This is a genomic window from Serratia plymuthica (assembly GCF_018336935.1).
GTDB classification, from domain to species: domain Bacteria; phylum Pseudomonadota; class Gammaproteobacteria; order Enterobacterales; family Enterobacteriaceae; genus Serratia; species Serratia plymuthica_B.
In genome coordinates this window covers 285,081-309,679 of sequence record NZ_CP068771.1, presented here as the reverse complement: position 1 = coordinate 309,679, position 24,599 = coordinate 285,081, and the positions used below count along the sequence as shown (strand labels likewise).

The following is a 24,599-nucleotide window of genomic DNA, read 5'->3' as shown; positions in this document are numbered from 1 at the left end:
TGACAGGCTTATGCCGCATTCGCACGGGGAACAGTCATGTCGGAAAACGCTTTTGATTACATCATTGTCGGCGCAGGCTCCGCCGGCTGCGTGCTGGCCGCGCAGCTGATCCGCCGCACCCAGGCGCGGGTGCTGCTGCTGGAAGCCGGTGGCGACGACAATAACCTGTTCATCAAGATGCCGGCCGGCGTGGCGAAGATCATCGCCAAAAAAAGCTGGCCGTATGAAACCGAACCGGAACCGCACGCCAACAACCGCCGCATGCAAATTGCCCAGGGCAAAGTGTTGGGCGGCAGCAGCTCGGTCAACGGTATGATCTACATTCGCGGCCAGCGGCAGGATTACGACGAATGGGCCGAACGTTACGGCTGCGTCGGCTGGGGCTATCAGGACGTGCTGCCCTATTTCAAACGCGCCGAGGCCAACGAGAGCCTGTCGGACGCTTATCACGGCGGCGAGGGGTTGCTGCCGGTCAGCGAGAACCGCTACCGCCACCCGCTCAGCATGGCGTTTATCCGCGCCGGCCAGGAGCTGAACCTGCCATACCGCAACGATTTCAACGGCGACAGCCAGCACGGCGTGGGGTTTTACCAGACCACCACCCACAACGGCGAACGCGCCAGTACCGCCCGCACCTACCTGAAAGCGGTGCGTAACGATCAACGGCTGGTGGTGAAACTGAACGCGCTGGTGCATCGGGTGCTGTTCGAAGGCAACATCGCCACCGGCGTGGTGTATAGCCAGAACGGCGGCGGCGAAGTCACCGCCCATGCCGCGAAAGAAGTGATCCTCAGCGCAGGCGCGGTAGGCTCACCGAAGATCCTGATGCTGTCCGGCATCGGGCCGCGCGAACACCTGCAACAGCTGGGGATCGAACCGCGTGCGGACCTGCCGGTGGGCAAAAACTTTCACGATCACCTGCATATGTCGATCAACGTCAGCACCCGCGAGCCGGTCAGCCTGTTCGGCGCCGATCGCGGCCTGCAGGCGCTGCGCCACGGCACCGAATGGCTGGCGTTCCGCAGCGGCGTGCTCAGCTCCAACGTGCTGGAAGGCGCCGCCTTCACCGACAGCCTGGGCGACGGCCGGCCGGACGTGCAGATCCACTTCCTGCCGATGCTCGACAGCTGGGACGACGTACCCGGCGAGCCGCTGCCGAATATTCACGGCTTCACGCTGAAGGTCGGCTACCTGCAACCGAAAGCGCGCGGCGAAGTGCTGCTGCGCAGCCGCGATCCGCGCGATCCGGTCAAGCTGCACGCCAATTACCTCGGCCACCCGGAAGATCTGGCCGGCAGCGTGCGCGCGGTGAAGTTCGGCCTGAGCTTCCTGCAAACCGCCGCCCTCAAGCCGATCGTCAAAGATCTGCTGATGCCGCAGCCGGCATGGCTGAACGATGAGGCGCAACTGGAGGAGTTCGTGCGTAACTTCTGCAAAACGGTGTATCACCCGGTAGGCAGCTGCCGCATGGGTACGTCGCCGCAGGACTCGGTGACCGATCTGCAACTGCGGGTACACGGCTTTGAACGACTGCGGGTGATCGACTGTTCGGTGATGCCGCAGGTGACCAGCGGCAATACCAATGCGCCGACCATCATGCTGGCGGAAAAAGCGGTGGATTTGCTGCTGGGCCCACCGCAGTAAGGGAACGCCCGGCGGTCAGGCGGCTGCGGGCACGCCGCTGTGGAAACGCAGCTCGCTGTCCGGCGACAGGATCAACGCGGCTTCAATGCGGCCGAAGTGGGCCACCCGCTCGCTGATGTCGCCGCCGGCAATCTGTTCGGCCAACGTCAGGTAATCCTGATAATGCCGTGCCTCGGAGCGCAGCAGCGAGACGTAGAAACGGTTTAACTCGTCGTCCAGGTGCGGTGCCAGCCGGGCGAAGCGTTCGCAGGAGCGCGCTTCGATGTAGGCGCCGCAGATCAGCTTATCGATCAGCGTGGCCGGATCGTGGGTGCGAACCTCGCGGATCATGCCTTTGGCATAGCGGCTGGCGGTGGTTTTCTTGTAGGGGATGCGCCGCGCCTGCATGATCTCCAGCACCTGCGAGAAGTGGTGCAGCTCTTCTTTGATCAGCAGCACCATCTTGTCCGCCAGATCCTGGCCGTAGGCCGAGCCGTTTTTCGGCAAGATTTTCCGGGTGAACTGGCCCTGGCGGAACAGCGCTTCCGGCTCGCCCTGCGCTTCATGCAAAAAAGCCTCGTAGGGCCTGAGCAGCGCCAGCAAGGCATCGCCGCTCTCTTTGTCCGCCACGTAGCGGCGAATCAGCCACATGCCGGTCTGCGCCGCTTTCAGCTCGCACACCATATGGTCGGTCAGCAACAGCGGCAGGTTTTCCGGGCGGCGCGCAGCGTCGATCCAGGCATCAGGCGTTTCACAGTGCAGGAAGTTAAGAATCGGGGATAACAGGGATTGGTATTTCATAGACTTCATTATAAGGGCCGGCTTGCGCCGGCTCCTATGCAAAAATTAATCAGTGGCGTTTGCCGTCGTCATCTTCGTCGATCAATTCACCGTCTTCTTCATCATCCTCACCGTCTTCACCGTTCGGATCTTCGTAGTAGGTGCCCCAACCGTCGTAGTTGACGCCGCAACGTTCCGCCAGCGCCAACAGTTGCTCGACCTGGGTGTCGATCAGTTCGGCGTTCAGGCCGACTTCGCTGATCACGTCGCAGCACATGACCAGCGTGCCGTCTTCCACTTCCAGCTCTTCGGCGTCGGTCACTTCGTAGCCCAGCTTGAAGGCTTCGACAGCGGCCTGCTCCAGCACTTCAAACTTTTCGGCAGAGAGGTGGTGTTCGATGGTGTAGAGCGCATCCGGATCGCTGCCGTCTTCCAGCAGTTCTTCGATGATCAGGCGGGTCTCTTCACGTTGTTCTTCCAGCTGTTCGCGGTTTGCCATGCCTATATCCTCAAGTCAAATGGCCTGTATTCCTTCTATTTTCACACACCGCCGCCATAGCTGCCACGATAAACGTGAAAGATTTCTTCCGTGGGGTTGAAATTGAATATTCATACATATAAAGTGAATTTTAATTCAATTAAAACGATCAGGACATGCGGAAATGAGTACGATGAACCCGTTCTACAAACGTCACTTTCTGAGGTTAATGGATTTCACGCCGACAGAGCTGCTGGCGCTGCTGCGGCTTTCGGCCGAACTGAAGCAGGCCAAAAAGCAGGGTAAGGAAACGCGGCGTCTGCAGGGCAAGAACATTGCGCTCATCTTCGAAAAAGACTCGACACGCACCCGTTGCTCTTTCGAAGTTGCCGCTTTCGATCAGGGCGCCCAGGTCACCTATCTCGGCCCAAGCGGCAGCCAGATCGGCCATAAAGAATCGATGAAAGACACCGCCCGCGTGCTGGGCCGGATGTACGACGGTATTCAATACCGCGGTTACGGCCAGCATCTGGTGGAAACCCTGGCCACCCATGCCGGCGTGCCGGTGTGGAACGGGCTGACCAATGAATTCCACCCAACCCAGCTGCTGGCGGACCTGCTCACCGTGCAGGAACACCTGCCGGGCAAACCCTTGAGCGAGGTGAAATTCGCTTACCTCGGCGACACGCGCAACAACATGGGCAACACCTTGCTGGAAGCCGCCGCGCTGGCGGGCATGGATCTGCGCCTGGTGGCGCCGAAAGCCTGTTGGCCGCAGCCGGAGCTGGTGGCCGAGTGTCAGGCGCTGGCGCAACAGACCGGCGCCAAGATTACCCTGACCGAAGACATTGCCGAAGGGGTGAAAGACGCGGATTTCCTGTACACCGACGTGTGGGTGTCGATGGGCGAACCGAAAGAAACCTGGCAGGAGCGGATCGCGCTGCTGAAACCCTATCAGGTCAATATGGCGATGGTGAAACTGACCGGTAACCCGAACGTCAAATTCCTGCATTGCCTGCCGGCGTTTCACGACGACCAAACCACCCTCGGCAAACAGATGGCGGAACAATACGGGTTGCAGGGCGGCATGGAAGTCACCGATGAAGTGTTCGAATCCGCGCACAGCGTGGTGTTCGATCAGGCCGAAAACCGCCTGCACACCATCAAGGCGGTGATGGTCGCCACGCTGAGCGAAACGATTTAAAGTATATTGCCGGGGCGCGTCACGCACAGGCAATGGGGCGCGCAGGCCTGCCGGCTCGTGCGCCCCAACCCCTTCCCCGCTCTGGCACCCCCCGCCAGAACGCCTAATATATTCTTGTCATATCAAATAGCCGATTGACCTTTGCCAGCCTTGGGCAAAGGTTCTACCGTGGTGCGAAAACCAACGATAACAAACACTTCTCAGCGCCATGCGTGGCGCCCTCAGGGGATACACACCAATGAAAGCCAACGTCCTGCCGCTGTTAATGCTTGCCGCCCTGTCCGCCTCTGCGCTCGCCGCTACCCCGCCCAACACGCTGGTGGTGGTGCAATCGCTGGACGATATCGTCAGCCTGGATCCGGCGGAAGCCAACGAACTGTCCAGCATCCAGACCGTGCCCAGCCTGTATCAGCGGCTGGTGCAGGCGGATCGCGATGATCCGGCGAAAGTGGTGCCGGTGCTGGCGGAAAGCTGGCAGGGCGATGCGGCGACAAAAACCCTGACGATCAGGCTGCGCCCGCAGGCGGCGTTCGCCTCCGGCAACCCGCTGACCGCCGACGACGTGATCTTCTCCTACAGCCGCGCAGTGAAAATGAATAAATCGCCGGCGTTTATCCTCAACGTGCTCGGCTGGCAGCCGGACAACATCGACGCGCAACTGAAGAAAATCGACGAACACAGCCTGCAACTGAGCTGGACCGCAGACGTGAGCCCGGCGGTGGCGCTGAACATTCTCTCCACGCCCATTGCCTCGATCGTCGATAGCAAGGCGGTGCAGCCGAACGCCAAAGACGGCGATTACGGCAACGCCTGGCTGAAAATGCACTCCGCCGGCAGCGGGCCGTTCAAAATGCGCGTCTACCAGCCGCATCAGGCGATCGTGCTGGACGCCAACCCGACTTCGCCGGGCAGCAAGCCCTTGCTGCACAGCGTCATCATTAAAAGCGTGCCGGACCCGGCCACCCGCCGCCTGTTGATCCAGCAGGGCGACGCCGATGTGGCGCGTGAGCTTGGCCCGGACCAGACCCTGGCGTTAAAAAATCAACCGGGCGTGAAGGTGTTGGAAATCCCGTCCGCCGAGCAGAACTATTTAGTGTTCAACGCCGGCAACGCCGCCAATCCGCTGCTGAAAAACCCGGCCTTCTGGGAGGCGGCGCGCTATCTGATCGATTATCAGGGCATCACCAAGGATCTGCTGAAAGGCCAATATTTTGTGCATCAGAGCTTCCTGCCGGTCGGGCTGCCGGGCGCGCTGAAAGACAACCCGTTCAGCTTCGATCCGGCCAAAGCCAAGGCGATCCTGGCCAAGGCCGGCATCACCAACGCCGCCCTGACGCTGGACGTGGAGAACAAGCCGCCGTTTATCACCATCGCCCAGGCGTTGCAGGCCAGTTTTGCCCAGGGTGGCGTGAAGCTGGACCTGTTGCCGGCCGCCGGCAGCCAGGTCTATTCGCGGGTACGCGCCAAACAGCACCAGGCGGCGATCCGTCTGTGGATCCCGGACTACTTTGACGCACACTCCAACGCCAGCGCCTTCGCCTATAACGACGGCAAGGCCAGCACGGTAGCGGGCCTCAACGGCTGGCAGATCCCGCAGCTCAGCAAGCAGACGCTGGCCGCGGTAGCCGAAGCCAATCCGGCCAAACGCACCGCGCTGTACACCGCCATGCAACAGGAGCTGCAACGCAGTTCGCCCTATGTCTTTATCGATCAGGCCAAAACCGAAGTGGTGCTGCGCGATAACGTCAAAGGCTACCAACAGGGTCTGAACGCCGACATGGTCTACTACGATCGCGTCAGCAAATAACCGGCAAGCGGCCATCGCCGGCCAATCGATTGCGAAGCGGCAAAAATCGGTGTTTTAGCGCTTGCAGTGGCGAAAAGCGCGAGTATAATGCGCGACAATTTGCCAGGAGAAAGCATGAAAAACGCCACGTGTTTTGTTAGCCGCAACCGACAAAACCGACTGCCAATCGGCGGCCAGCTGCCGTTGTTTCTCCTGTTGCCAAACCGATCGTTTCAGGCCCCTCGTTGAGGGGCTTTTTTTTGCCTTAAAAATTATGCCCAAGAGATTTCGGGGCGCAGCCAGGCGGCAACCGATGGGCTCCCCAGGAACTTAGCCAACTGAGTGACTGGGGTGACAGAGTGAAGCCAACGCCGCTGCGGTTCGAAAGATGACGGGCATTCCCGCGCCACGGGCATACGTCGAGGAGAGTGAAAAATGGCCAACCCGCTGTATCACAAACATATCATCTCTATTAACGATCTCAGCCGCGAGGATCTGGAGCTGGTGCTGCGCACCGCCGCCAGCCTGAAAGCCACCCCACAACCCGAGTTGCTCAAGCACAAGGTGATCGCCAGCTGCTTCTTCGAAGCCTCGACCCGCACCCGCCTGTCGTTCGAAACCTCGATGCACCGCCTCGGCGCCTCGGTGGTCGGCTTTGCCGACGGCAGCAATACGTCGCTGGGCAAGAAAGGCGAAACGCTGGCCGACACCATCTCGGTCATCGGCACCTACGTAGACGCCATCGTGATGCGTCACCCGCAGGAAGGCGCCGCGCGGCTGGCGACGGAGTTTTCCGGCGGCATCCCGGTGCTCAACGCAGGCGACGGCGCCAACCAGCACCCGACCCAAACGCTGCTCGACCTGTTCACCATCCAGGAAACCCAGGGCCGCCTGAACAACATCAATATCGCCATGGTCGGCGACCTGAAATACGGCCGCACCGTACACTCGCTGGCGCAGGCGCTGGCCAAGTTCGAAGGCAACCGCTTCTACTTTATCGCCCCGGATGCACTGGCGATGCCGGCTTACATCCTGAAAATGCTCGAAGAGAAAGGCATCGAGTACAGCCTGCACGCCAGCATTGAAGAAGTGGTGCCGGAACTGGATATTCTCTATATGACCCGGGTGCAGAAAGAGCGTCTGGATCCTTCGGAATACGCCAACGTGAAGGCGCAGTTCGTCCTGCGCGCGGCGGATCTGGCCGGCGCGCGCGCCAATCTCAAAGTGCTGCACCCACTGCCGCGCATCGACGAGATCACCACCGACGTGGATACCACGCCGTACGCCTATTACTTCCAGCAGGCAGGCAACGGCATCTTCGCCCGCCAGGCGCTGCTGGCGCTGGTATTAAACGCAGATTTGGATCTTTAAGGGGGAACCATCATGACTCAGGATAACAAACTGCAGGTTGAAGCGATCAAGTGCGGTACGGTGATTGACCATATTCCGGCGCAGGTGGGCTTTAAACTGCTGACGCTGTTCAAATTGACCGCCACCGACCAGCGCATCACCATCGGCCTGAACCTGCCCTCCAACGAGCTGGGCCGCAAAGACCTGATCAAAATCGAGAACACTTTCCTGACCGAGCAGCAGGCCAACCAGCTGGCGATGTACGCGCCGAAAGCCACGGTGAACCGCATCGACAACTACGAAGTGGTGCGCAAGCTGACCCTCAGCCTGCCGGACCATATCGACGGCGTGCTGACCTGCCCGAACGGCAACTGCATCAGCCGCAGCGAGCCGGTAGCGTCCAGCTTTGGCGTGAAATCCCGCGACGGCGAAGTGCATCTGAAGTGCCGCTACTGCGAGAAAGAGTTCGAACATCAGGTGGTATTACAGGCAGATTGAAATATGCCGATTTACCGGGAGTGGCGCTGTTAATCTGCTCGCCGCTCCCTATAATGAGTCTCTGAAGAAACTACCCACGTTGCTACCCAATGGATTTCGAGCCACAAGTGCGAGAGTTCCCAGGAGCTGACTCAAGTCAGTGACTGGGGTAAGCACACGCAGCCAACAACGCTGCGGTTTGAAAGACGAAGGGGATCATTACCCAATGGATTTCGAATCGCAGCCAGGCGGCAAGTGTGGGCATCCCCAGGAGCTGACTCAAGTCAGTGACTGGGGTAAGCACACGCAGCCAACAACGCTGCGGTTTGAAAGACGAAGGGGATCATTACCCAATGGATTTCGAATCGCAGCTAGGCGGCAAGTGTGGGCATCCCCAGGAGCTGACTCAAGTCAGTGACTGGGGTAAGCACACGCAGCCAACAACGCTGCGGTTTGAAAGACGAAGGGTAAATTTAGGAGAAAAAATGTCACGTAACATCAGCACTGAACTCGCCCCGGCAGCCATTGGTCCTTACGTGCAGGGCGTTGATCTGGGCAGCATGATCATCACTTCCGGCCAGATCCCGGTGGATCCGAAAACCGGCGCTGTGGCCGACGACGTTTCCGCGCAGGCTCGCCAGTCGCTGGAAAACGTTAAGGCGATCGTTGAAGCCGCCGGCCTGAAAGTCGCCGACATCGTGAAAACCACGGTCTTCGTGAAAGATCTGAACGATTTCGCCACCGTCAACGCCGCTTACGAAAGCTTCTTCACCGAGCACAACGCGCCGTTCCCGGCCCGTTCCTGCGTCGAAGTGGCCCGTCTGCCGAAAGACGTGAAAATCGAGATCGAAGCCATCGCCGTCCGTCGTTAATTCCACGACCCCGCGCCCAACGGTCAGCCATCGGCTGGCCGTTTTTATTTGTCCCATCTGAAGCAACGATCCGTTAGGGTGCGCTATCAAGGATCATCGCTACCCCAATGCACTACATTTTCGCCCCATTTTAAGGCAACGCTCGCCGCGCCTGCACCCAAATCGCGCTTTCCCCTGCCTTTTTCCTGCTTTTTACGCCGTTTTTCGCCCCTTTCACATTTTGGCACATTTTATGCTCGATCCTGTTACAGCCTGCAATGTCAACGAGGTGACGATGCTAAATATCGACCTGTCCGCTTCACCGTTTTTTGATGAGATGCTTCTGGCTGAGGGTAAACACCGGGGCCACTACGAAGCTTACTGGCATTGGCTGCAACAGGCCGACCAAAAGGCCATTCAACGCAAAAGAGAAGAGGCTGCGCTGCTGTTCCACCGGGTGGGCATTACCTTTAACGTTTACGGCGAGGATGACGGCGCCGAACGGCTGATCCCGTTCGACAGCGTGCCGCGCATCATCCCCGCAAGCGAATGGGCGATGCTCGATCGTGGCATTCGCCAACGCGTACAGGCGCTCAACGCCTTTCTGCACGATATCTATCATCAACAACATATTCTGAAAGCCGGGATTATTCCGGCGGAACAGGTGCTGGCTAACGATCAGTATCAGCCCTGCATGCAGGGGGTCGATCTGCACCGCAATATTTACGCGCATATCGTCGGCGTGGATATGGTGCGCAACGGCGACGGCCAGTATTACGTGCTGGAGGATAATCTTCGCACCCCGTCCGGCGTGTCCTACATGCTGGAAAACCGCAAGATGATGATGCGCCTGTACCCGGAGCTGTTCGCCCAGCAGCGCATCGCCCCGGTGGAGCGCTACCCGTCGCACCTGCTGCAAACCCTGCGCGAAAGCTCGCCGATCAACGATCCTACCGTGGTGGTGCTGACGCCGGGCCGTTTCAACAGCGCCTATTTCGAACACAGCTTCCTGGCGCAGCAGATGGGCGTGGAGCTGGTTGAAAGCGCCGATCTGTTCGTCAAGGACGGCGCGGTGTTTATGCGCACCACCGCCGGGCCGTGCAAGGTGGATGTGATCTACCGCCGGGTGGACGATGCCTTCCTCGATCCGCTGGCGTTCCGCCCGGACTCGATGCTCGGCGTGCCGGGGCTGCTTTCCGTCTACCGCGCCGGCAACGTGGTGCTGGCGAACGCCATAGGGACCGGCGTGGCCGACGACAAGTCGATCTACCCGTACGTGCCGGACATGGTGCGCTTCTACCTGCAGGAAGAGCCGATCCTCAACAACGTGCCCACCTGGCAGTGCCGCCACAAGAATGAGCTGTCGTACGTGCTGGCGAACCTGGAGCAGATGGTGGTGAAAGAGGTTCACGGCGCCGGCGGTTACGGCATGCTGATCGGGCCGGCGGCGACCAAGGACGAAATCGCCCACTTCCGCACCCTGCTGCTGGCTAAACCGCACAACTACATTGCGCAGAACACGCTGGCGCTGTCGACCTGCCCGACCTTCGTCAACGACGGCCTGGCGCCGCGTCATATCGACCTGCGGCCGTTCGCCCTGAGCGGCGCGGAAATTCGCCTTGTGCCCGGCGGCCTGACGCGCGTAGCGCTGGCGCAAGGCTCACTGGTGGTCAACTCGTCACAGGGCGGGGGAACCAAGGATACCTGGGTGTTGGAGGATGACGCATGCTGAGCCGAACTGCCAGTGAACTCTATTGGATGGCCCGCTATCTGGAGCGGGCAGAAAGCATCGCCCGGGTGCTCGACGTGACCAACAAACTGTCGATGATGCCGATCCGCGACAGCGAGGATCATGATCTGCAGGTGCCGCTCAACCTGACCGGCACCGGGCAACTGTACGCCGCCGCCTATCCCGACCTGACGATGGCCAATCTGGTGAGCTTTTTTGCGCTCGACAGCCGTAACCACAGCAGCATCTACAGTTGCCTGCAAATGGGCTGGAACAACGCCCATGCGGTGCGCGGCAGTCTGTCTTCCGAGGTCTGGGAATGCATTAACGCCACCTGGATCGAAATGAAGCTGATCCGCCGACAGGGCATAGGTTCGGTGGGCGCCGACGGCTTCTTCGACTGGGTCAAGGAGCGATCGCACCTGTTCCGCGGCGCGATGTTCGGCACCCTGCTGCGCAGCGACGCGATGTGCTTTATCCGCCTCGGCACCCTGCTGGAGCGGGCAGACGGCACCGCACGCCTGCTCGGAGTGAAAAACGAGTTGCTGGATAACGACAGCGATCCGGTGCGCGAGTATTACCGTATGGACACCTTGCTGCGGGCGGTCAGCGCGCGCGAAGCCTATCACAGCATCTACAAGCAGCAGCTCAGCCGGGAGACCATTGCCGAACTGATGATCCTGCGTAATGAAATCCCGCGCTCCCTGCTGGCCTGCGTCGGCGACATGGTGCAACAGTTGGAGCAGATTGGCGGCAACAGCGCCAATGAGCCGCGCCGGCTGGCGCACACGCTGCACGCCGCGCTGCGTTTCAGCAGCATGAAGGATCTGAACAAGGTGGGGCTGAGCGACTGGCTGGGCTTATTCCTCGAGCAGATCAACGGCATCGCGGAAAGCATCCATCACACTTATCTGGAGGCGCAATGAAACTGAATATTGAGCACAATACCCATTACACCTACGCCCAGCAGGTGAAGCGCAGCACTCAGTATCTGCGTTTGACGCCGCAGGATTCGCAGCACCAGCGCATCATCTCCTGGCAGTTAACGCTGCCGGAAGACGCGGTGTGCACCACCGACGCCTTCGGCAATGTGCTGCACGTGCTGACGCTGGATCACCCGCATCAGGCGATCACCATTCAGGCCCACGGCGTGGTGGAGATTGAAGACGGCGTAGAAGACCCGGCGATGGGGCATCTCTCGCCGCTGGTGTTCCTGCGAAGCAGCCCGCTGACCCAGCCCGACAGCGCCATCCAGGCCTTCGCGCTGCGCTATTACCAACCGGAAACGCTGCTTGCCGGGCTGGAAAAACTGATGGGCGATCTGTTGCTGAAAATGCCGTACACGCCGGGCGCCACCGAGGTGACCGACAGCGCCGCCCAGGCGTTCGCTTCCGGCAACGGCGTCTGCCAGGATCATACCCATGTCTTTCTGGCCTGCTGCCGCAGCCTGAACATTCCGGCGCGCTACGTCAGCGGCTACCTTTACAGCGAAGATTCCACCCACGTCGCCACCCACGCCTGGGCAGAGGCCTGGGTGGACGAGCGCTGGCACAGCTTCGACGTCACCAACAACACCCGCCTGCCGAATCAGCACCTTAAGCTGGCGGTGGGGATCGATTACCTGGATGCCTGCCCGGTGCGCGGCATCAGGCTCGGCGGCGGCAGCGAGGATATGCAGGCCGTGGCGGCGGTGCAGATGATGCCGGCCGGCCAGGCGCAGGGGCAATAACATCCCCTTGCCGAACGCCGCGGTTTGCGGCACGCTGGGTTTTTCCGGCGTGCCGTCATCGGGCACGGTGTTATTTCGCGTTTGAAGGATTTTGGTATGACCTATTGTGTGGCCATGCGCTTGTCATCCGGGCTGGTGTTTGCTTCCGACTCCCGCACCAATGCCGGGGTGGACCATATCTCCACCTTCCGCAAGCTGCACGTGTTCCAGCAGGACGGTGAGCGCACGCTGGTGCTGCAAAGCGCCGGTAACCTGGCGACCACCCAGAGCATCATCAGCCTGCTGCTGCGCCGCAGCAAGGATGCCGATCGCCCCAACCTGCTCAACGTGCCCAACCTGTATGAAGCCGCCACGCTGGTGGGCGAAACGGTGCGCGAAGTGATCCAGCGCGACAGCGAAGCCCAGCAGAGCGGCAGCACCACCGATTTCAGTTGCAGCTTGCTGCTCGGCGGCCAGATTGACGGCGAAGAGATGCGGCTGTTCCATATCTACCCGCAGGGCAACTTTATCGAAGCCACCCGGGATACGCCCTATTTCCAGATTGGCGAAAGCAAATACGGCAAACCGATTATCGATCGGGTGCTGAATTACGATACCCCGCTGGAGCAGGCAATGCAGTGCGCGCTGATTTCGCTCGACTCCACGCTGCGCAGCAACCTGTCGGTCGGCCTGCCGCTCGACGTGATGATCTACCCGCGCGACAGTTTCAGCAGCCAACAGCAGTACCGCATTACCGAAGATCACCCGCACTTCAGCGCCATTCGCAAAGGCTGGGGCGAAGGGCTGGTCAGCATTTTCAAACAGCTGCCGCCGTTGCAGCTGTAAGTTGTTGAGGGCTCAGCACGCTGAGCCCCTATGCCCGCTGACTTACCTCACTCGACAGCGCTGGCATGCAATAGCGTTTCCAGCGGGTAGACCGCCGCAATCACCACTTCGTCACGCACCTGCGCTGCGGCATCCAATTGCTGTTGTATCTGCCCGGCTTCGGTTTTACTCAACGGCTTACCCTGCTGATAGCGCTCCAACAGCATCAACCCCAGCGTAGACAGCGTACCGACGTCCTGCGCCACCGGTGCCAAATCCTGCAATACCCGGTTACCGGCGATAGTCGTTTTCACCGCGGCGGTGTTCAATTGCCAGCGCTGCAAACGCTCGCGGATCGCCTGCGCCGCTGCGCGATCGTTTTTGTCCTTCAGCAGCGCCTCAACCTGTCTCTGCATGTTGCGCACCGCGTTGCTTTCCGGCGGCAGCGCGTCGGCAAAACGGTTCAAAGCTTCGAACTGATGGTAGTTGCCGGCCTTGAATTTCAGGTGTTGGCGGGTGTAGTACTGCCCCGGCTCCACCGCCTCGGCCAGAATTTGCAGCGGCAAGATCTCCACGCTGTTCGCCAGCCGGGTGAATTCGCGGGCGGTTTCGGCATGCTGCTGCAAACCCACCGACACCACTGACCAGGCATCCACCGCCGCCAACCGTTGGTACATGTTGTTTTCATCGGTCACGTCCTGCGCCGACCACAGCCGCTCCGCCACCGCAAAGGTCCGCGGCCACAATTTGAGATCCAGGATCGGCGCACGGACGTTTTCCGCCCACAGCGCCGCCTCGCCGCCGAGAATATTGGCCTGCTGCTTCGCCTCCGGCACCACCGGCATTTTGCCCGCCGGGATCGCCGCCAGCCTGCTGCCGCTGGTTGGGTAGCGCACGTTGCCGATCAGCGTATAGCCGCTCAGTTGGCCCTGTTGCAGCCTGAATACCGGGCGCGTCTCGCCCATCCAGCTGTCGAGGCGGAAGGTCACCTGCTGCGGCGAAAGCCAGACGATATCGTGCAACGCACGGCGGGATTTGCCGTTGAAGTCGATAAAACCACGCCAGCCCTGCTTGCCTTCGATCAACGTAAAACTGCCTGCTACTGCGCTGCCCTTCAGGCGCGGCATGCTGAACTGCCAACTCTGCGCCTGCTCAGCGGGCTGTACCTCGGTATCTACCCCCAGCGGCTGGGGTAAAATTTCGTTGCGGTAGTGATAGGCGGTGCTCTGCGGTTGGTCGAGGTAGAAACCGGTGGACAAAATGCCCTGGTAGCCGTCCTGCGCACTGGCGCCAAGCGAATCCGGCCCCTGCCAGGACTGGATGACGATGGTGCGCGGCAACGACGGATGATAAATCTCATCCCAGCCGACCATGCGCCGCTGGTGCTGTTCGAGGATTTTTTCCAGCTTCTGGTTGAAATAGGCTTGCAGCGCATGGGTATCCGCCAGCTGATTTTTTTGCATAAACGCCTGAATGGAGGCCGATGCCTTCCACTGGCTGGCGTCGACTTCATCACCGCCGATATGCAGATAGGGATCGGGGAAAATCGCGGCCAATTCGCCGATGATCGCGTCAACGAACTGATAAACCTCGTCGCGGGTCGGATCGAGCGTCGGCTTGTGCACGCCCCACTCGCGCGCCATCGGATACGGCCCCGGCGCGCTCATTAATTCCGGGTAAGCCACGGCGATACTGGAGGCATGGCCCGGCAGATCGATTTCCGGCACCACCCGGATGCCGCGCGCCGTGGCGTAGGCCACCACCTGCTGCATCTGTTCGCGGCTATAGAACTGGCCGTCGCTGGCCAGTTGTTGCAATTTGGGGTAGCGCTCAGAGGCAAAGCGCCAGCCTTGGTCGTCGGTCAGATGCCAATGGAAGACATTGAGTTTGGCCGCCGCCATGCCGTCGAGCTGGCGCAGGATGTCAGGCAGCGGCAAGAAATGGCGCGCCGAATCCAGCAGCACACCGCGCCACGGGAAACGCGGCACGTCGGTAATCGTCACCAGCGGCAAGAAGGTGTTTTGGCCGTCGGTCTGCACCAGTTGCAGCAGGGTTTCCATGCCGCGCAGCGCACCGAAGCGAGTATTGGCGGTCAGCGTGGCGCCTTGCGGCGTCACCGCCAGCTTGTAGCTTTCATCGCTGCCGGGCAGCGGCTGAGCGGCCACTTTGTCTTTGATATTCACCTGAATCGCCGCACCCTCGGCTTTTGCGGTTTGCGGCGCCAGCGTCCAGCCGGTCTGCAGTTCGATGCGTTGCCGCCAGCGCAGCGCAGCCTCTGCCAGATCGTCGCCCTGCACGTTAAGCGTCAGGCGGTGATCCAGCACCAGCCTGCCCGCCGGCTGCGTCAGTTCGACCTGCTGCGGCCAGGGCATCAGCGGCAGCGAGCCGGCCGGTTGCGCCAAGGCGCCGAGGGAAAGCAATAACGATGAAGCCAGTAGCGTATAACGGAGCGGTCTATGCATCAGAAATTCCTCGAAGGAAAAAAATCAATAGCTCCCCAATGAATTTCAAATTACCGCCAGGCGGCAAAGCGCTGGGGTAAGGACGTGCAGCCAACAACGCGGTAGTTTGAAAAATGAAGGGGAAAACAGCGAAGCTATCAATAAAGACTGAGCATGGTTCAGATGTCCAACCGCAAAGATGAAAAGCCGGGGTGGATCACAGATGCCCTCTCCCGCCGTGCAGAGAGGGCTTGGGAGATTACTGCCAGCCGTAGCGGCGCACGAACCAGCCTTTCACGCACTGGGTCAGCACCATATAACCGGCCAGGATCAGCACCAGCCACGGGAAATAACCGAGCGGCAGCGCCTGCAGTTGCAGGAAGCCTGCCAACGGCGAGAAGGTCAGGCCGATACCGGTGGCGATCACCGCCAACGTCATGATGCACAGCGGCCATGAAGGGCGGCTCTGGATAAACGGAATTTTGCGCGTGCGGATCATATGCACAATCAGCGTTTGCGACAGCAGCCCTTCCACGAACCAGCCGGACTGGAACAGCGTCTGCATTTCCGGCGTATTGGCCTTGAATACCCACCACATCAGGCAGAAGGTCAGCACGTCAAAGATCGAGCTTATCGGCCCAAAGAACACCATAAACCGCCCCAGATCGCTGGAGTTCCAGCGCTGCGGTTGGGTAATTTGATCGTCGTCGACGTTGTCGAACGGAATGGCGATCTGAGAAATGTCGTACATCAGGTTCTGGATCAGCAGATGCAGCGGCAGCATCGGCAGGAACGGCAGGAAAGCGCTGGCGATCAGCACGCTGAACACGTTGCCGAAGTTGGAGCTGGCGGTCATCTTGATGTACTTCAGCATGTTGGCAAAGGTGCGGCGCCCCTCGATCACCCCCTCCTCCAGCACCATCAGGCTTTTTTCCAACAGGATGATGTCCGCCGCCTCCTTGGCGATATCCACCGCCGAATCGACGGAAATGCCGATATCCGCCGCACGCAGCGCCGGAGCGTCGTTGATGCCGTCGCCCATAAAGCCGACCACGTGCCCCTGCTGACGCAACAGCTTGACGATGCGCTCCTTGTGCATCGGCGTCAGTTTGGCGAACACCGTGGTGCGCGCGGCCGCCTGCGCCAGTTGTTCGTCCGTCATCCGTTCGATTTCACTGCCGCACAGCACGTGATCTGCCGCCAGCCCGACGTCTTTGCAGACCTTGCCCGCCACCAGCTCGTTATCGCCGGTGAGGATCTTCACCGTCACGCCGTTTTTCTTCAGTGCCGCCAGCGCCGGTGCGGTGCTCTCCTTTGGCGGATCGAGGAAGGCCACGTAGCCTTCGAGGATCAGATCGGATTCGTCGGCCACGCCGTATTCATGCGCCTGCGCCGGCAGGATCTTGTTGGCCACCGCCACCACCCGCAGCCCCTGCTGGTTGAGATCGTCGGTAATGCGCCGAATGCGCGCCAGCAGCGCATCGCTGAGCGGGTGAACGTCATCTTCCTGACGCACGTGGCTGCAAATCGCCAGCATTTCCTCCAGCGCGCCCTTGCAGATCAGCTCGTGATATTGCGCGTCTTTGGCGACCACCACCGACATGCGGCGGCGTTCAAAATCAAACGGGATCTCATCCACCTTGCGGTAATGCTGCAGCGCATCCGGCTGCTGGTTCTGCTCCGCGCAGCTCAGCACCGCCACATCGAGCAGGTTTTTCAGCCCGGTCTGGTAGAAGCTGTTCAGCCAGGCGTAACGCAGCACCCGGTCGCTGTTGACACCGAACACGTCGGTGTGGCGTTCCAGTACGATTTTATCCTGGGTCAGGGTGCCGGTTTTGTCGGTGCACAGAATGTCCATGGCGCCAAAGTTCTGGATCGCGTCCAGGCGTTTGACGATCACCTTCTGTTGCGACAGCTTCACCGCCCCTCTGGCCAGGGTGGTGGTCACGATCATCGGCAGCATTTCCGGTGTCAGCCCCACCGCCACCGACAGCGCGAACAGCGCCGCTTCCCACCAGTCGCCCTTGGTATAGCCGTTGATCAGCAGCACGATCGGCGTCATCACCAGCATAAAGCGGATCAGCAGCCAACTGACCTTGCTGATGCCGCTCTGGAAGGCGTTCGGTTGTTCATCCTGGCTGGTGACGCGCTGCGCCAACTGGCCGAAGTAGGTGTCGCCGCCGGTGCCGATCACCATCGCCAGCGCGGTGCCGCTCACCACGTTGGTGCCCATAAAGCACAGGTTCCGGCACTCCAGCGGATCCTCCGCCACCCCGTGCGGTTCGGCGATCTTTTCCACCGGCAGAGATTCGCCGGTCAGCGCCGCCTGGCTGATAAACAGATCCTTGGCCGACAGCACGCGCAGATCCGCCGGGATCATGTCCCCCGCCGCCAGCTTGATGACATCGCCCGGCACCAACTGGGCAATCGGCAATTCAAGGTGTTCGCTTTTGCCGGTCAAGGCGTCGCTGCGAATGACCGTGGCGGTATTGCTGACCATCGCTTTCAGCGCATCCGCCGCCTTGTTGGAACGCGCTTCCTGAATGAAATGCAGCAGCGTGGAGATCAGCACCATCAGGCCGATCACCAGCGCGCCGGTCAGGTCTTCAGTGGCGTAGGAGATAAGCCCCAGCACCGTCAGCAGCAGATTGAACGGGTTGCGATAGCAGTGCCACAAATGGCGCCACCAGGACTCCGCCTGCTGGTTCTCAATCACGTTGGCGCCAAAGCGCTGGCGCAGTTGTTCCGCCTCATGGACGGTAATGCCTTCCGGGTGGCTGTGGAAACGCTCGTAAAGCTGGGTCGCATCGGCGGCGGCGCATTCCAGCCGCTGCTGGGCCAGGCCGGCGGGCAGTTCATGCGCCGCGCCGCTGACACCGTCCAGCAGGGGATCGCGCCGAATCAGGCGGCGCGGCAAATTGCGGCTGAGCATACCCAGCAGCTGACGGGGGATATTTTTAAGTTTCATTATTCGCACCTCGTCACCCGCAGCCTCACGGCGGCGGGTAAACGCACAATCGCGCCCGGGCAAAGCTTTCGGACACGCCAAAAAGCCTCTGCCGGGGCAGATTCTTGTATTTTTTAAAAGCAGCAGGAGCGAACGACAGAGCGCGCGCGACCGGTTACCGTTTATTTCACCGGTAAAACAGCAGCGCAAAGCGGAGAGGTTTTACCGGGGGACCGAATGGGTGTCTATTGGGGTCGGATCGGGATCCATACGGGTATTAACCTCCGGTAAATAAAAAGATCGAACGACAAGAGCGGCCGTTCAGCGCAGTACGAAGATCCCCGCATTGCGCCAAGATCCGTACGGGAAAATAGGCTATGCTGACGGGCATTCATCGTAGGCCGCCAGATTACGCCTTTTAACCTAAACAATAAGTAAACCATGCAAAACCGGCTGACCATCAAGGACATCGCCCGCCTGAGCGGCGTGGGGAAATCCACCGTATCGCGCGTATTGAACAACGAAGGCAGCGTGAGCCCGCAAACCCGTGAACGGGTAGAAGCGGTGATCCGCCAGCAGGGGTTTACGCCGTCCAAATCGGCGCGCGCCATGCGCGGGCAGAGCGACAAAGTGGTGGGGATTATCGTTTCCCGCCTCGATTCGCCGTCGGAAAACCAGGCGGTGCGTACCATGTTGCCGCTGCTGTATCAGCAGGGTTACGACCCGATCGTGATGGAAAGCCAGTTTGAAACCCGCCTGGTGAAAGAGCATCTTCATGTACTGCAACAGCGCAACGTCGACGGGGTGATCCTGTTCGGTTTCACCGGCCTGACGGCGGCCATGCTCAGCCCCTGGCAGGAAAAAATGGTGGTGCTGGCGCGCGAATACGAAGGTTTTTCATCGGTTTGCTACGACGACGATGGCGCAGTCCGGCTGCTGATGGAACGCCTGCAACAGCAGGGCCACCGGCATATCAGCTATCTGGGGGTGCAACTTGCCGATGCCACCACCGGCCTGCGCCGCCATCAGGCTTATCTCGACGCCTGCCGCCAGCAGCGGATTACCCCGAGCGTCGCCCTGGGCGAACTGAGCTACCAGAGCGGTTTTCAACTGGCCGCCGAGGTGATTGGCCCGCAGACCACCGCACTGGTGTGCGCCTCCGACACCATCGCCCTCGGCGCCATCAAATACCTGCAACAACAGCACATCGCCCCGCTGCAAGTCTGCGGCATCGGTAATACGCCTCTGCTTAACTTCCTGTTCCCCGAGACGTTTTCGGTCGAACTGGGCTACGGCAGCGCCGGGCTACAGGCCGCCCAACAGCTGCTGGGCCAGCTCAGCGGCGAACAGGGCATCCGCCAAATCATCGTGCCCAGCCAACTCGCCTGACGGCGGGGTTTGCCCCCAACAATCCCCCTATTCGCCATCTTCGGTTCTTGCCCACATCAGGTGGGCATAAGTTCATCACCATTTTGTACCAGTCGCCACACAACAACGGATAGCCATTCCTGATTGACCTCTGTCGCCTACAGCAACAAAATACTGGTTAAACATACAGTAATTATTGTGTGTTCCAGCGGTTTGGCAGCACACGGAACGTGAACACCGATAGCCATTAGCCATTAGCCAGAATGGGCGGAAGGATACCGGATGCTGTTAGCCATCAAATAACAGAGTGTCAAAAAGGAAGATTCATCATGGCTGAAGAAAAGAAAAATGCTCAGGTGATTAACGGCATTAATGAAGATATCACTGAGCTGAAATCACTGTCCACATTGCGTAAACGCGTTGTCAGCGACGGTGAAATTGTCTCCAGATCCGAAATCGGTTTTCGCCTGGCAAACGGCAATGCCGGCGTGCTCCTGCGTAGTGACGGACTGAACTTCTCCGCCCTGGTTACCCCTGACGGCCAGGCGCAGAACGGGCAGTGGAACACGCTGCGCCCCTTCTCCTTCAATCTCTCTACCGGCCGCGTGTCGCTGCGTAACGGCGTGGATGTCTCGGGCGGTGCGCTGGTATCGCATAGCGCGGGCATTGGCGCGGTCACCACTGGCCCCGCTTCTCTTATCAGCGGGCAGACGTATGGCGCGCCGCCTGTACATACCGATTTTACCAGCGGCAACGTCACCACCACGATGATGATGGGGTCACGGGTCGTCCCCGGTAAAGAAGATTACGGCCTGCTCTCCTACCGGGATTGGCAGGGAAACTGGAATGAAATTCAGGTGAAAACCAACAGCGAGCTTTTGGTTGGGCAACTGGTCAAGCGCAATGTGGAAGGCTGGATTTGGGCTACCGGAAACAAGAATGTAAATAACGATGCGGATCGAATTACCAATGGCATGCATATACAGGGAGCCGGTGATCTGTTTGTAAATACCTACCACTATGAGCGCATTGGTCATCACCACTTTATGGGGCTCCATGTTGGCAACGGTGGAGCTAATGGTTGGTACGAATTCCGCAATGATGGCAATGCCTACACCAACGGTGCCTGGAATAGCAGCTCCGATGCCCGAATGAAAACGGAGATCGTGAAAATTGAGGGCGCGCTGGAGAAGCTGGGGAAAATCAGTGGTTATACCTACCTGAAACAAGGCGTTCCAGAGGCCGGCGTAATAGCCCAGGAAGTGGAGAACGTATTACCTCAATCCGTCACCACCACCGAACTGAAATTAAATGACGGCAGCGTTCTGAAAGATGCCCGTGGAATTAATATCAACGGCGTAGTCGCCCTGTTGATCGAAGCGCTTAAAGAAGAACGCGAAGCCCGGCTTGAGCTGGAGTCTCGGTTGGCGGTGCTGGAAAAAACAGGCTCTGGTGAACACTAAATTTCCAGGAATACAATAATCTCTTATAAAATTAATAAGGAAATTATTATGGCCACTATAGCATACTATAAAAATGGCTCGCCTTATGAAGCTAATGGTAACCCTATTATCACCATTACTAATAATTCTACTCCGCCGAAAAATACAATTCCGGATTCCCCTCCATCAAATGGTGGTTTGTTTGTATCTATGTTACCTCCGAACGTAGCCCCTATTTATTTAAAGGATCGTTTAAAAGTAGAGTATATCTCTGACAAGTCTCCTAAATTTACCCCTTACGGCCAGTTATCTCAGTTACAAAAAATGTTTGACGACCAAATTAACTCTGCCAGAGATCGTGTTGTTGAGCCCGTAAGTCAGATTGTTGATCGTGTGAATTCTTTTTTGCGCGAAGTGGTTAATACTCAAACTAATACCGATGGTAGGGTATCAAGTACTGAAAAACTTCTTCGCGATGCTGTTAAAGGCTTACAAGACGCCAATAATGAAGTTCAAGCGGCCGAAAGTAATGCTCTTCAGAAATATAATGCGGCAGAGAAAGCCTTGAAAGATGCAATTCCAAAATTGGGTCTTACTAATGTCTCACCGGTTGATTACGACAGTATGTTAACAAGAATGCTGGAGCCGGTATCCCGTAGATATTGGGAGGAATACTCTGTAAAGCCTCGAGTAGAAGAATTCAATGCTAAACAGCGCTTGCTCGCAGCATTAGATAACATAGCGTTGGTTATTAAAGATGTCCTATCAAAATTACACTCACTGACTGTAGTTATTAATCAAGTAAAAAATGAAAGAGAAGCAAAGGCCAACGCAGAAGCCAAGGCAAGAGCCGAAGCGGAGGCCAGAGCGAAAACAGCTGAGTTAATGACCAAAGCCGGAGTAAAACCTACCCCGGTCTACACACCAGAAATGGTTAAATCGGCTCAAGCTTTCCTTGCAGCTGCGGGAGCGATGATGCTAAATCGTGCCCCTGGGATGTTACAGCTATCAACTGCTGCCGAAGGCGTTCTGACCACCACCAGTGAGTTAGCCGGCTCGATAGCCGGGGCTGTGTGGCGAGGAGCCATTGAGTTAGCTGAGGCCGCAACCCTTAGCACCGCAGGGGCAACTGTTGGCGCTTTAGTTATGGGCTTCTGGCCTACAGAAGCAGGGAAAGGCAGCGACAAGCTTAACGGACGCGACATTGTCATGTTTGGTTTTCAGGCCAATCTAATTGCTGCCGGCAAAGTCAGCATTTCGCCGGAAATGCACTCTGTCGACTTACCGGTTCGTGGCTCTTTAGTTATGGAGAATGGTCAGCAACAGGTCAGACTGGTTAAAACGGGTATAGGCGGCGTACCCGCGAGCGTGCCTGTTCTAAAGGCGGCACGTGATGAGAAAACCGGGCTGGATAGGATTACGCTTCCGGCGATAGGGGGGACTCCATCGCGAACAATCCTGATTAACCCAGCTCCGGTCGGGCCGACAGCACCTCCCCATACAGGAAACAGTTCACCCACCCCCGTCACGCCAGTGCATACTGGCACGACAGTAAAACAGGCTGATAGTATAGTTACCACCAGTTTCCCGGCGGATGACCTTAAAGAGCTGCAGGACTTCATCTACTGGCAGCCGGATGCCACGGGGTCGGGTGCTGAACCTATCTATGTGATGTTGAGCAGTCCGCGTGATATGCCGGGGAAGGTCAGTGGTAAGGGACAACAAGTAGGTGACGGCTGGCTGAACGATGCCGGTAAGGAACTCGGCGCACCTATTCCAAGCCAGATTGCAGATAAGCTTCGGGGAAAGACGTTTGGGAGTTTTGATGCCTTCCGTAAAGCGTTTTGGGTTGAAGTCGGGAATGATCCAATGTTGTCGAAACAGTTTAATTCAAGAAACCAGTCTTTCCTGAAGAAAGGTTATTCTCCTTTCGTTCCTAACAGGGAAAAAGTTGGAGGTCGTGAAAAATATGAACTTCACCATGTTGAACCCATAAGTCAAGATGGTGCAGTATATGATGCTGATAACCTTGGCGTATTGACACCAAAACGTCATATTGAGATCCATTCAAAAAATGGAGGGAAATAAAATGACCGATAAAAAAACGATTTCAGATTATACAGAGAAAGAATTTTTAGATTTAGCAAAAAAAATATGCAGTGCCGACTACTCAACGGAGGAGGAAGCTGATGAAGCCGTGCACGAATTCATCCGTTTATCGGAGCATCCAGATGGAACCGATATTATTTTTTACCCTCCCCCAGATCAGGATGACTCGCCAGAGGGAATTGTGAAACAGATAAAAGAATGGCGTGCTAAAAATAACAAGCCCGGATTTAGGCAATGAAAATAAGTTAGTGCATCCATGATTATTAAGAATTAGTGATCATTCCACCAACGTCCAGTAAATGAGAGTTTCCTGGGCATTTCCCTCTCAGGATGGAAAATAAATCCCGATGCGGATAATGGCAGAATCTATTTAGAAACAGGTGATTTATGAACAAGATGGCAGTAATCGAATTAGCAAGAGACTTTTTGAATTCAAAAATTAATGCGCTTCAGTTTTCTGAAGATATATGCATTGAAAGAAATAATTTGTACGGCATTAAAGATCAAGACAAGAACGTTTTGAATTGTGGTGAAGAATTATTTATGGCTGCTGAAGTTTATAATCCGGATTCAGACCGCGTTGATTATGAACTGGATGAAGCCGGGTTAAGGAAGGAAGTGAAAGCGATTCTGGAGAAATTCAATCTGCTTTAGTTCCCCGCTATTTCTGAACAGTTAAATTTAAAACAACGCCCAACAAATTCTCATCTGTTGGGCGTTTTCGTTAATAGCCTCTTAGTATGCTATTCATTTATCTATGCCCCTCACGGCCGCCCTTCATAGCCATCCCAGTAGGTAGCCACGGCGGAATCCAGCAGGATCTGCCGTTGTTTCTGTGGGTTATCCACGGAATAATGCTGATTGATAAATTTCCCCTTCCGCCCCAAATCGCTGAGGAATTCAGGACTGCGGAAATAGGCTTCCTGCTGCTGTGCCTGCTGGCGCGTCAATCCCTTGGCCCGATCGGCCTTCCCCATTTGATAGAACTGGTCAAAAAACGGAATAGAGGCTTTTACCGTGTCAGGAATTTGGGTGCGCATTTCAGGGGCAAAATCCTCCCGCGCCAGTTGATAAATCGCATGCCGGGCATGGCGTTCCGGGCTGCTTTTTTGGCTGGTACAGGCGCTCAGCAACAGCGCGGTGAAAACCATAAGGATTCGGGGCAATGTCAAAGTCATCATTCTTCCTTGAAAAAGTACGGGGTAGCGACGCTCATATAACGAATTGGATTAACGAGTCGCGCTAATTTCAATCAACTTATTGATTGTTAAGGGTGACAGTATAGCCGCCAATGCGCTTGTTCAAGATAATATTGCTGGATGTTTCGATCACCTCGCAAAACTCCCTGCCGGATAAAGGGTCATTTTTTATCGTTTTGTGATCGTCGCCCCAAACCGGGAACGTTCCCATTCCATTAAAAAAGGGGAATGACTAAGCTTTGATCATTACTCAGCCAACACCTCTGCGCCTTACCCAAAAAA

Annotated in this window: 20 protein-coding genes and 1 pseudogene; 16 read left to right on the top strand and 5 right to left on the bottom strand. The window is 57.7% G+C overall.

The window, feature by feature from the left end; genetic code table 11:
- Window positions 1-36: 36 nt before the first annotated feature.
- Window positions 37-1,644, top strand: a complete 1,608-nt coding sequence (locus JK621_RS01495; protein WP_212558349.1) for a GMC family oxidoreductase — start codon at window positions 37-39, stop codon at window positions 1,642-1,644.
- A gap of 15 nt (window positions 1,645-1,659) precedes the next feature.
- Here the strand turns inward: JK621_RS01495 and miaE are convergent, their stop codons facing one another.
- Window positions 1,660-2,424, bottom strand: coding sequence for a tRNA isopentenyl-2-thiomethyl-A-37 hydroxylase MiaE (gene miaE / locus JK621_RS01490; RefSeq protein ID WP_212558348.1), 765 nt, complete (start codon window positions 2,422-2,424; stop codon window positions 1,660-1,662).
- A gap of 49 nt (window positions 2,425-2,473) precedes the next feature.
- Entirely contained in the window at window positions 2,474-2,902 is a 429-nt protein-coding gene (gene rraB / locus JK621_RS01485; protein ID WP_006323358.1) for a ribonuclease E inhibitor RraB, read from the bottom strand.
- Between the two features lie 163 nt (window positions 2,903-3,065).
- On the opposite strand from rraB, the gene argF reads away from it, so the two are divergent.
- The 9 genes from argF (at window position 3,066) to JK621_RS01440 (ending at window position 12,832) form a co-directional block, all read left to right on the top strand.
- Window positions 3,066-4,085: an ornithine carbamoyltransferase gene (gene argF / locus JK621_RS01480; protein ID WP_212558347.1), complete on the top strand. Its 1,020-nt coding sequence runs from the start codon at window positions 3,066-3,068 to the stop codon at window positions 4,083-4,085.
- 238 nt (window positions 4,086-4,323) lie between these two features.
- Complete coding sequence (locus JK621_RS01475) at window positions 4,324-5,892, top strand: ABC transporter substrate-binding protein (protein WP_212558346.1); 1,569 nt, start codon at window positions 4,324-4,326, stop codon at window positions 5,890-5,892.
- A gap of 414 nt (window positions 5,893-6,306) precedes the next feature.
- Complete coding sequence (gene pyrB, locus JK621_RS01470) at window positions 6,307-7,242, top strand: aspartate carbamoyltransferase (protein WP_212558345.1); 936 nt, start codon at window positions 6,307-6,309, stop codon at window positions 7,240-7,242.
- A gap of 12 nt (window positions 7,243-7,254) precedes the next feature.
- On the top strand, window positions 7,255-7,719 hold the full coding sequence (pyrI, locus tag JK621_RS01465) for an aspartate carbamoyltransferase regulatory subunit (protein WP_212558344.1): 465 nt from the start codon (window positions 7,255-7,257) through the stop codon (window positions 7,717-7,719).
- A gap of 464 nt (window positions 7,720-8,183) precedes the next feature.
- The gene (ridA, locus tag JK621_RS01460; protein ID WP_004953012.1) at window positions 8,184-8,570 is read left to right on the top strand and encodes a 2-iminobutanoate/2-iminopropanoate deaminase; all 387 of its coding nucleotides are present in this window, start codon (window positions 8,184-8,186) and stop codon (window positions 8,568-8,570) included.
- Window positions 8,571-8,844: 274 nt separating this feature from the next.
- Entirely contained in the window at window positions 8,845-10,281 is a 1,437-nt protein-coding gene (locus JK621_RS01455) for a circularly permuted type 2 ATP-grasp protein (RefSeq protein WP_065505825.1), read from the top strand.
- Window positions 10,275-11,204 (top strand): alpha-E domain-containing protein, encoded by a 930-nt coding sequence (locus tag JK621_RS01450; RefSeq protein WP_212558343.1) that lies wholly within the window; start codon window positions 10,275-10,277, stop codon window positions 11,202-11,204. Before JK621_RS01455 ends, JK621_RS01450 begins: the two co-directional genes overlap by 7 nt.
- On the top strand, window positions 11,201-12,007 hold the full coding sequence (locus JK621_RS01445) for a transglutaminase family protein (RefSeq protein ID WP_212558342.1): 807 nt from the start codon (window positions 11,201-11,203) through the stop codon (window positions 12,005-12,007). Before JK621_RS01450 ends, JK621_RS01445 begins: the two co-directional genes overlap by 4 nt.
- 96 nt (window positions 12,008-12,103) lie before the next feature.
- On the top strand, window positions 12,104-12,832 hold the full coding sequence (locus JK621_RS01440) for a proteasome-type protease (RefSeq protein WP_013811319.1): 729 nt from the start codon (window positions 12,104-12,106) through the stop codon (window positions 12,830-12,832).
- A gap of 47 nt (window positions 12,833-12,879) precedes the next feature.
- Here the strand turns inward: JK621_RS01440 and JK621_RS01435 are convergent, their stop codons facing one another.
- Window positions 12,880-15,273: a beta-N-acetylhexosaminidase gene (locus JK621_RS01435; protein ID WP_212558341.1), complete on the bottom strand. Its 2,394-nt coding sequence runs from the start codon at window positions 15,271-15,273 to the stop codon at window positions 12,880-12,882.
- Window positions 15,274-15,511: 238 nt separating this feature from the next.
- Window positions 15,512-18,220: a magnesium-translocating P-type ATPase gene (gene mgtA, locus JK621_RS01430; protein ID WP_212558340.1), complete on the bottom strand. Its 2,709-nt coding sequence runs from the start codon at window positions 18,218-18,220 to the stop codon at window positions 15,512-15,514.
- A gap of 420 nt (window positions 18,221-18,640) precedes the next feature.
- On the opposite strand from mgtA, the gene treR reads away from it, so the two are divergent.
- From treR to JK621_RS01405, 6 genes and pseudogenes are all read left to right on the top strand, one after another.
- A complete protein-coding gene (gene treR, locus JK621_RS01425) occupies window positions 18,641-19,588 on the top strand; it encodes a trehalose operon repressor TreR (RefSeq protein WP_212558339.1) in 948 nt (315 codons plus the stop codon).
- 308 nt (window positions 19,589-19,896) lie between these two features.
- On the top strand, window positions 19,897-21,030 hold the full coding sequence (locus JK621_RS01420; protein WP_212558338.1) for a tail fiber domain-containing protein: 1,134 nt from the start codon (window positions 19,897-19,899) through the stop codon (window positions 21,028-21,030).
- A gap of 48 nt (window positions 21,031-21,078) precedes the next feature.
- Window positions 21,079-23,097 carry an S-type pyocin domain-containing protein gene (locus JK621_RS01415; RefSeq protein WP_249337131.1) on the top strand — a complete coding sequence of 673 codons (2,019 nt, stop codon included), beginning with the start codon at window positions 21,079-21,081 and terminating at the stop codon, window positions 23,095-23,097.
- Between the two features lies 1 nt (window position 23,098).
- Window positions 23,099-23,356 carry a bacteriocin immunity protein gene (locus JK621_RS01410; RefSeq protein ID WP_212558337.1) on the top strand — a complete coding sequence of 86 codons (258 nt, stop codon included), beginning with the start codon at window positions 23,099-23,101 and terminating at the stop codon, window positions 23,354-23,356.
- Window positions 23,357-23,431: 75 nt separating this feature from the next.
- A pseudogene (locus JK621_RS25565) lies at window positions 23,432-23,509 on the top strand (pyocin); the annotation flags it as partial.
- Window positions 23,506-23,772 carry a colicin immunity domain-containing protein gene (locus JK621_RS01405; protein WP_212558336.1) on the top strand — a complete coding sequence of 89 codons (267 nt, stop codon included), beginning with the start codon at window positions 23,506-23,508 and terminating at the stop codon, window positions 23,770-23,772. The pseudogene JK621_RS25565 and the gene JK621_RS01405, both read left to right, overlap by 4 nt.
- Before the next feature lie 110 nt (window positions 23,773-23,882).
- Here JK621_RS01405 and JK621_RS01400 read toward each other — a convergent pair whose 3' ends face one another.
- Window positions 23,883-24,269, bottom strand: coding sequence for an Exc2 family lipoprotein (locus JK621_RS01400; protein WP_249337130.1), 387 nt, complete (start codon window positions 24,267-24,269; stop codon window positions 23,883-23,885).
- Between the last annotated feature and the right edge of the window lie 330 nt (window positions 24,270-24,599).

Bases quoted from the DNA above. Each gene is read 5' to 3' on its own strand.
- JK621_RS01495 (WP_212558349.1), top strand. From the start codon at position 37: ATGTCGGAAAACGCTTTTGATTACATCATTGTCGGCGCAGGCTCCGCC.
- miaE (WP_212558348.1), bottom strand. From the start codon at position 2,424: ATGAAATACCAATCCCTGTTATCCCCGATTCTTAACTTCCTGCACTGT.
- rraB (WP_006323358.1), bottom strand. From the start codon at position 2,902: ATGGCAAACCGCGAACAGCTGGAAGAACAACGTGAAGAGACCCGCCTG.
- argF (WP_212558347.1), top strand. From the start codon at position 3,066: ATGAGTACGATGAACCCGTTCTACAAACGTCACTTTCTGAGGTTAATG.
- JK621_RS01475 (WP_212558346.1), top strand. From the start codon at position 4,324: ATGAAAGCCAACGTCCTGCCGCTGTTAATGCTTGCCGCCCTGTCCGCC.
- pyrB (WP_212558345.1), top strand. From the start codon at position 6,307: ATGGCCAACCCGCTGTATCACAAACATATCATCTCTATTAACGATCTC.
- pyrI (WP_212558344.1), top strand. From the start codon at position 7,255: ATGACTCAGGATAACAAACTGCAGGTTGAAGCGATCAAGTGCGGTACG.
- ridA (WP_004953012.1), top strand. From the start codon at position 8,184: ATGTCACGTAACATCAGCACTGAACTCGCCCCGGCAGCCATTGGTCCT.
- JK621_RS01455 (WP_065505825.1), top strand. From the start codon at position 8,845: ATGCTAAATATCGACCTGTCCGCTTCACCGTTTTTTGATGAGATGCTT.
- JK621_RS01450 (WP_212558343.1), top strand. From the start codon at position 10,275: ATGCTGAGCCGAACTGCCAGTGAACTCTATTGGATGGCCCGCTATCTG.
- JK621_RS01445 (WP_212558342.1), top strand. From the start codon at position 11,201: ATGAAACTGAATATTGAGCACAATACCCATTACACCTACGCCCAGCAG.
- JK621_RS01440 (WP_013811319.1), top strand. From the start codon at position 12,104: ATGACCTATTGTGTGGCCATGCGCTTGTCATCCGGGCTGGTGTTTGCT.
- JK621_RS01435 (WP_212558341.1), bottom strand. From the start codon at position 15,273: ATGCATAGACCGCTCCGTTATACGCTACTGGCTTCATCGTTATTGCTT.
- mgtA (WP_212558340.1), bottom strand. From the start codon at position 18,220: ATGAAACTTAAAAATATCCCCCGTCAGCTGCTGGGTATGCTCAGCCGC.
- treR (WP_212558339.1), top strand. From the start codon at position 18,641: ATGCAAAACCGGCTGACCATCAAGGACATCGCCCGCCTGAGCGGCGTG.
- JK621_RS01420 (WP_212558338.1), top strand. From the start codon at position 19,897: ATGGCTGAAGAAAAGAAAAATGCTCAGGTGATTAACGGCATTAATGAA.
- JK621_RS01415 (WP_249337131.1), top strand. From the start codon at position 21,079: ATGGCCACTATAGCATACTATAAAAATGGCTCGCCTTATGAAGCTAAT.
- JK621_RS01410 (WP_212558337.1), top strand. From the start codon at position 23,099: ATGACCGATAAAAAAACGATTTCAGATTATACAGAGAAAGAATTTTTA.
- JK621_RS01405 (WP_212558336.1), top strand. From the start codon at position 23,506: ATGAACAAGATGGCAGTAATCGAATTAGCAAGAGACTTTTTGAATTCA.
- JK621_RS01400 (WP_249337130.1), bottom strand. From the start codon at position 24,269: ATGGTTTTCACCGCGCTGTTGCTGAGCGCCTGTACCAGCCAAAAAAGC.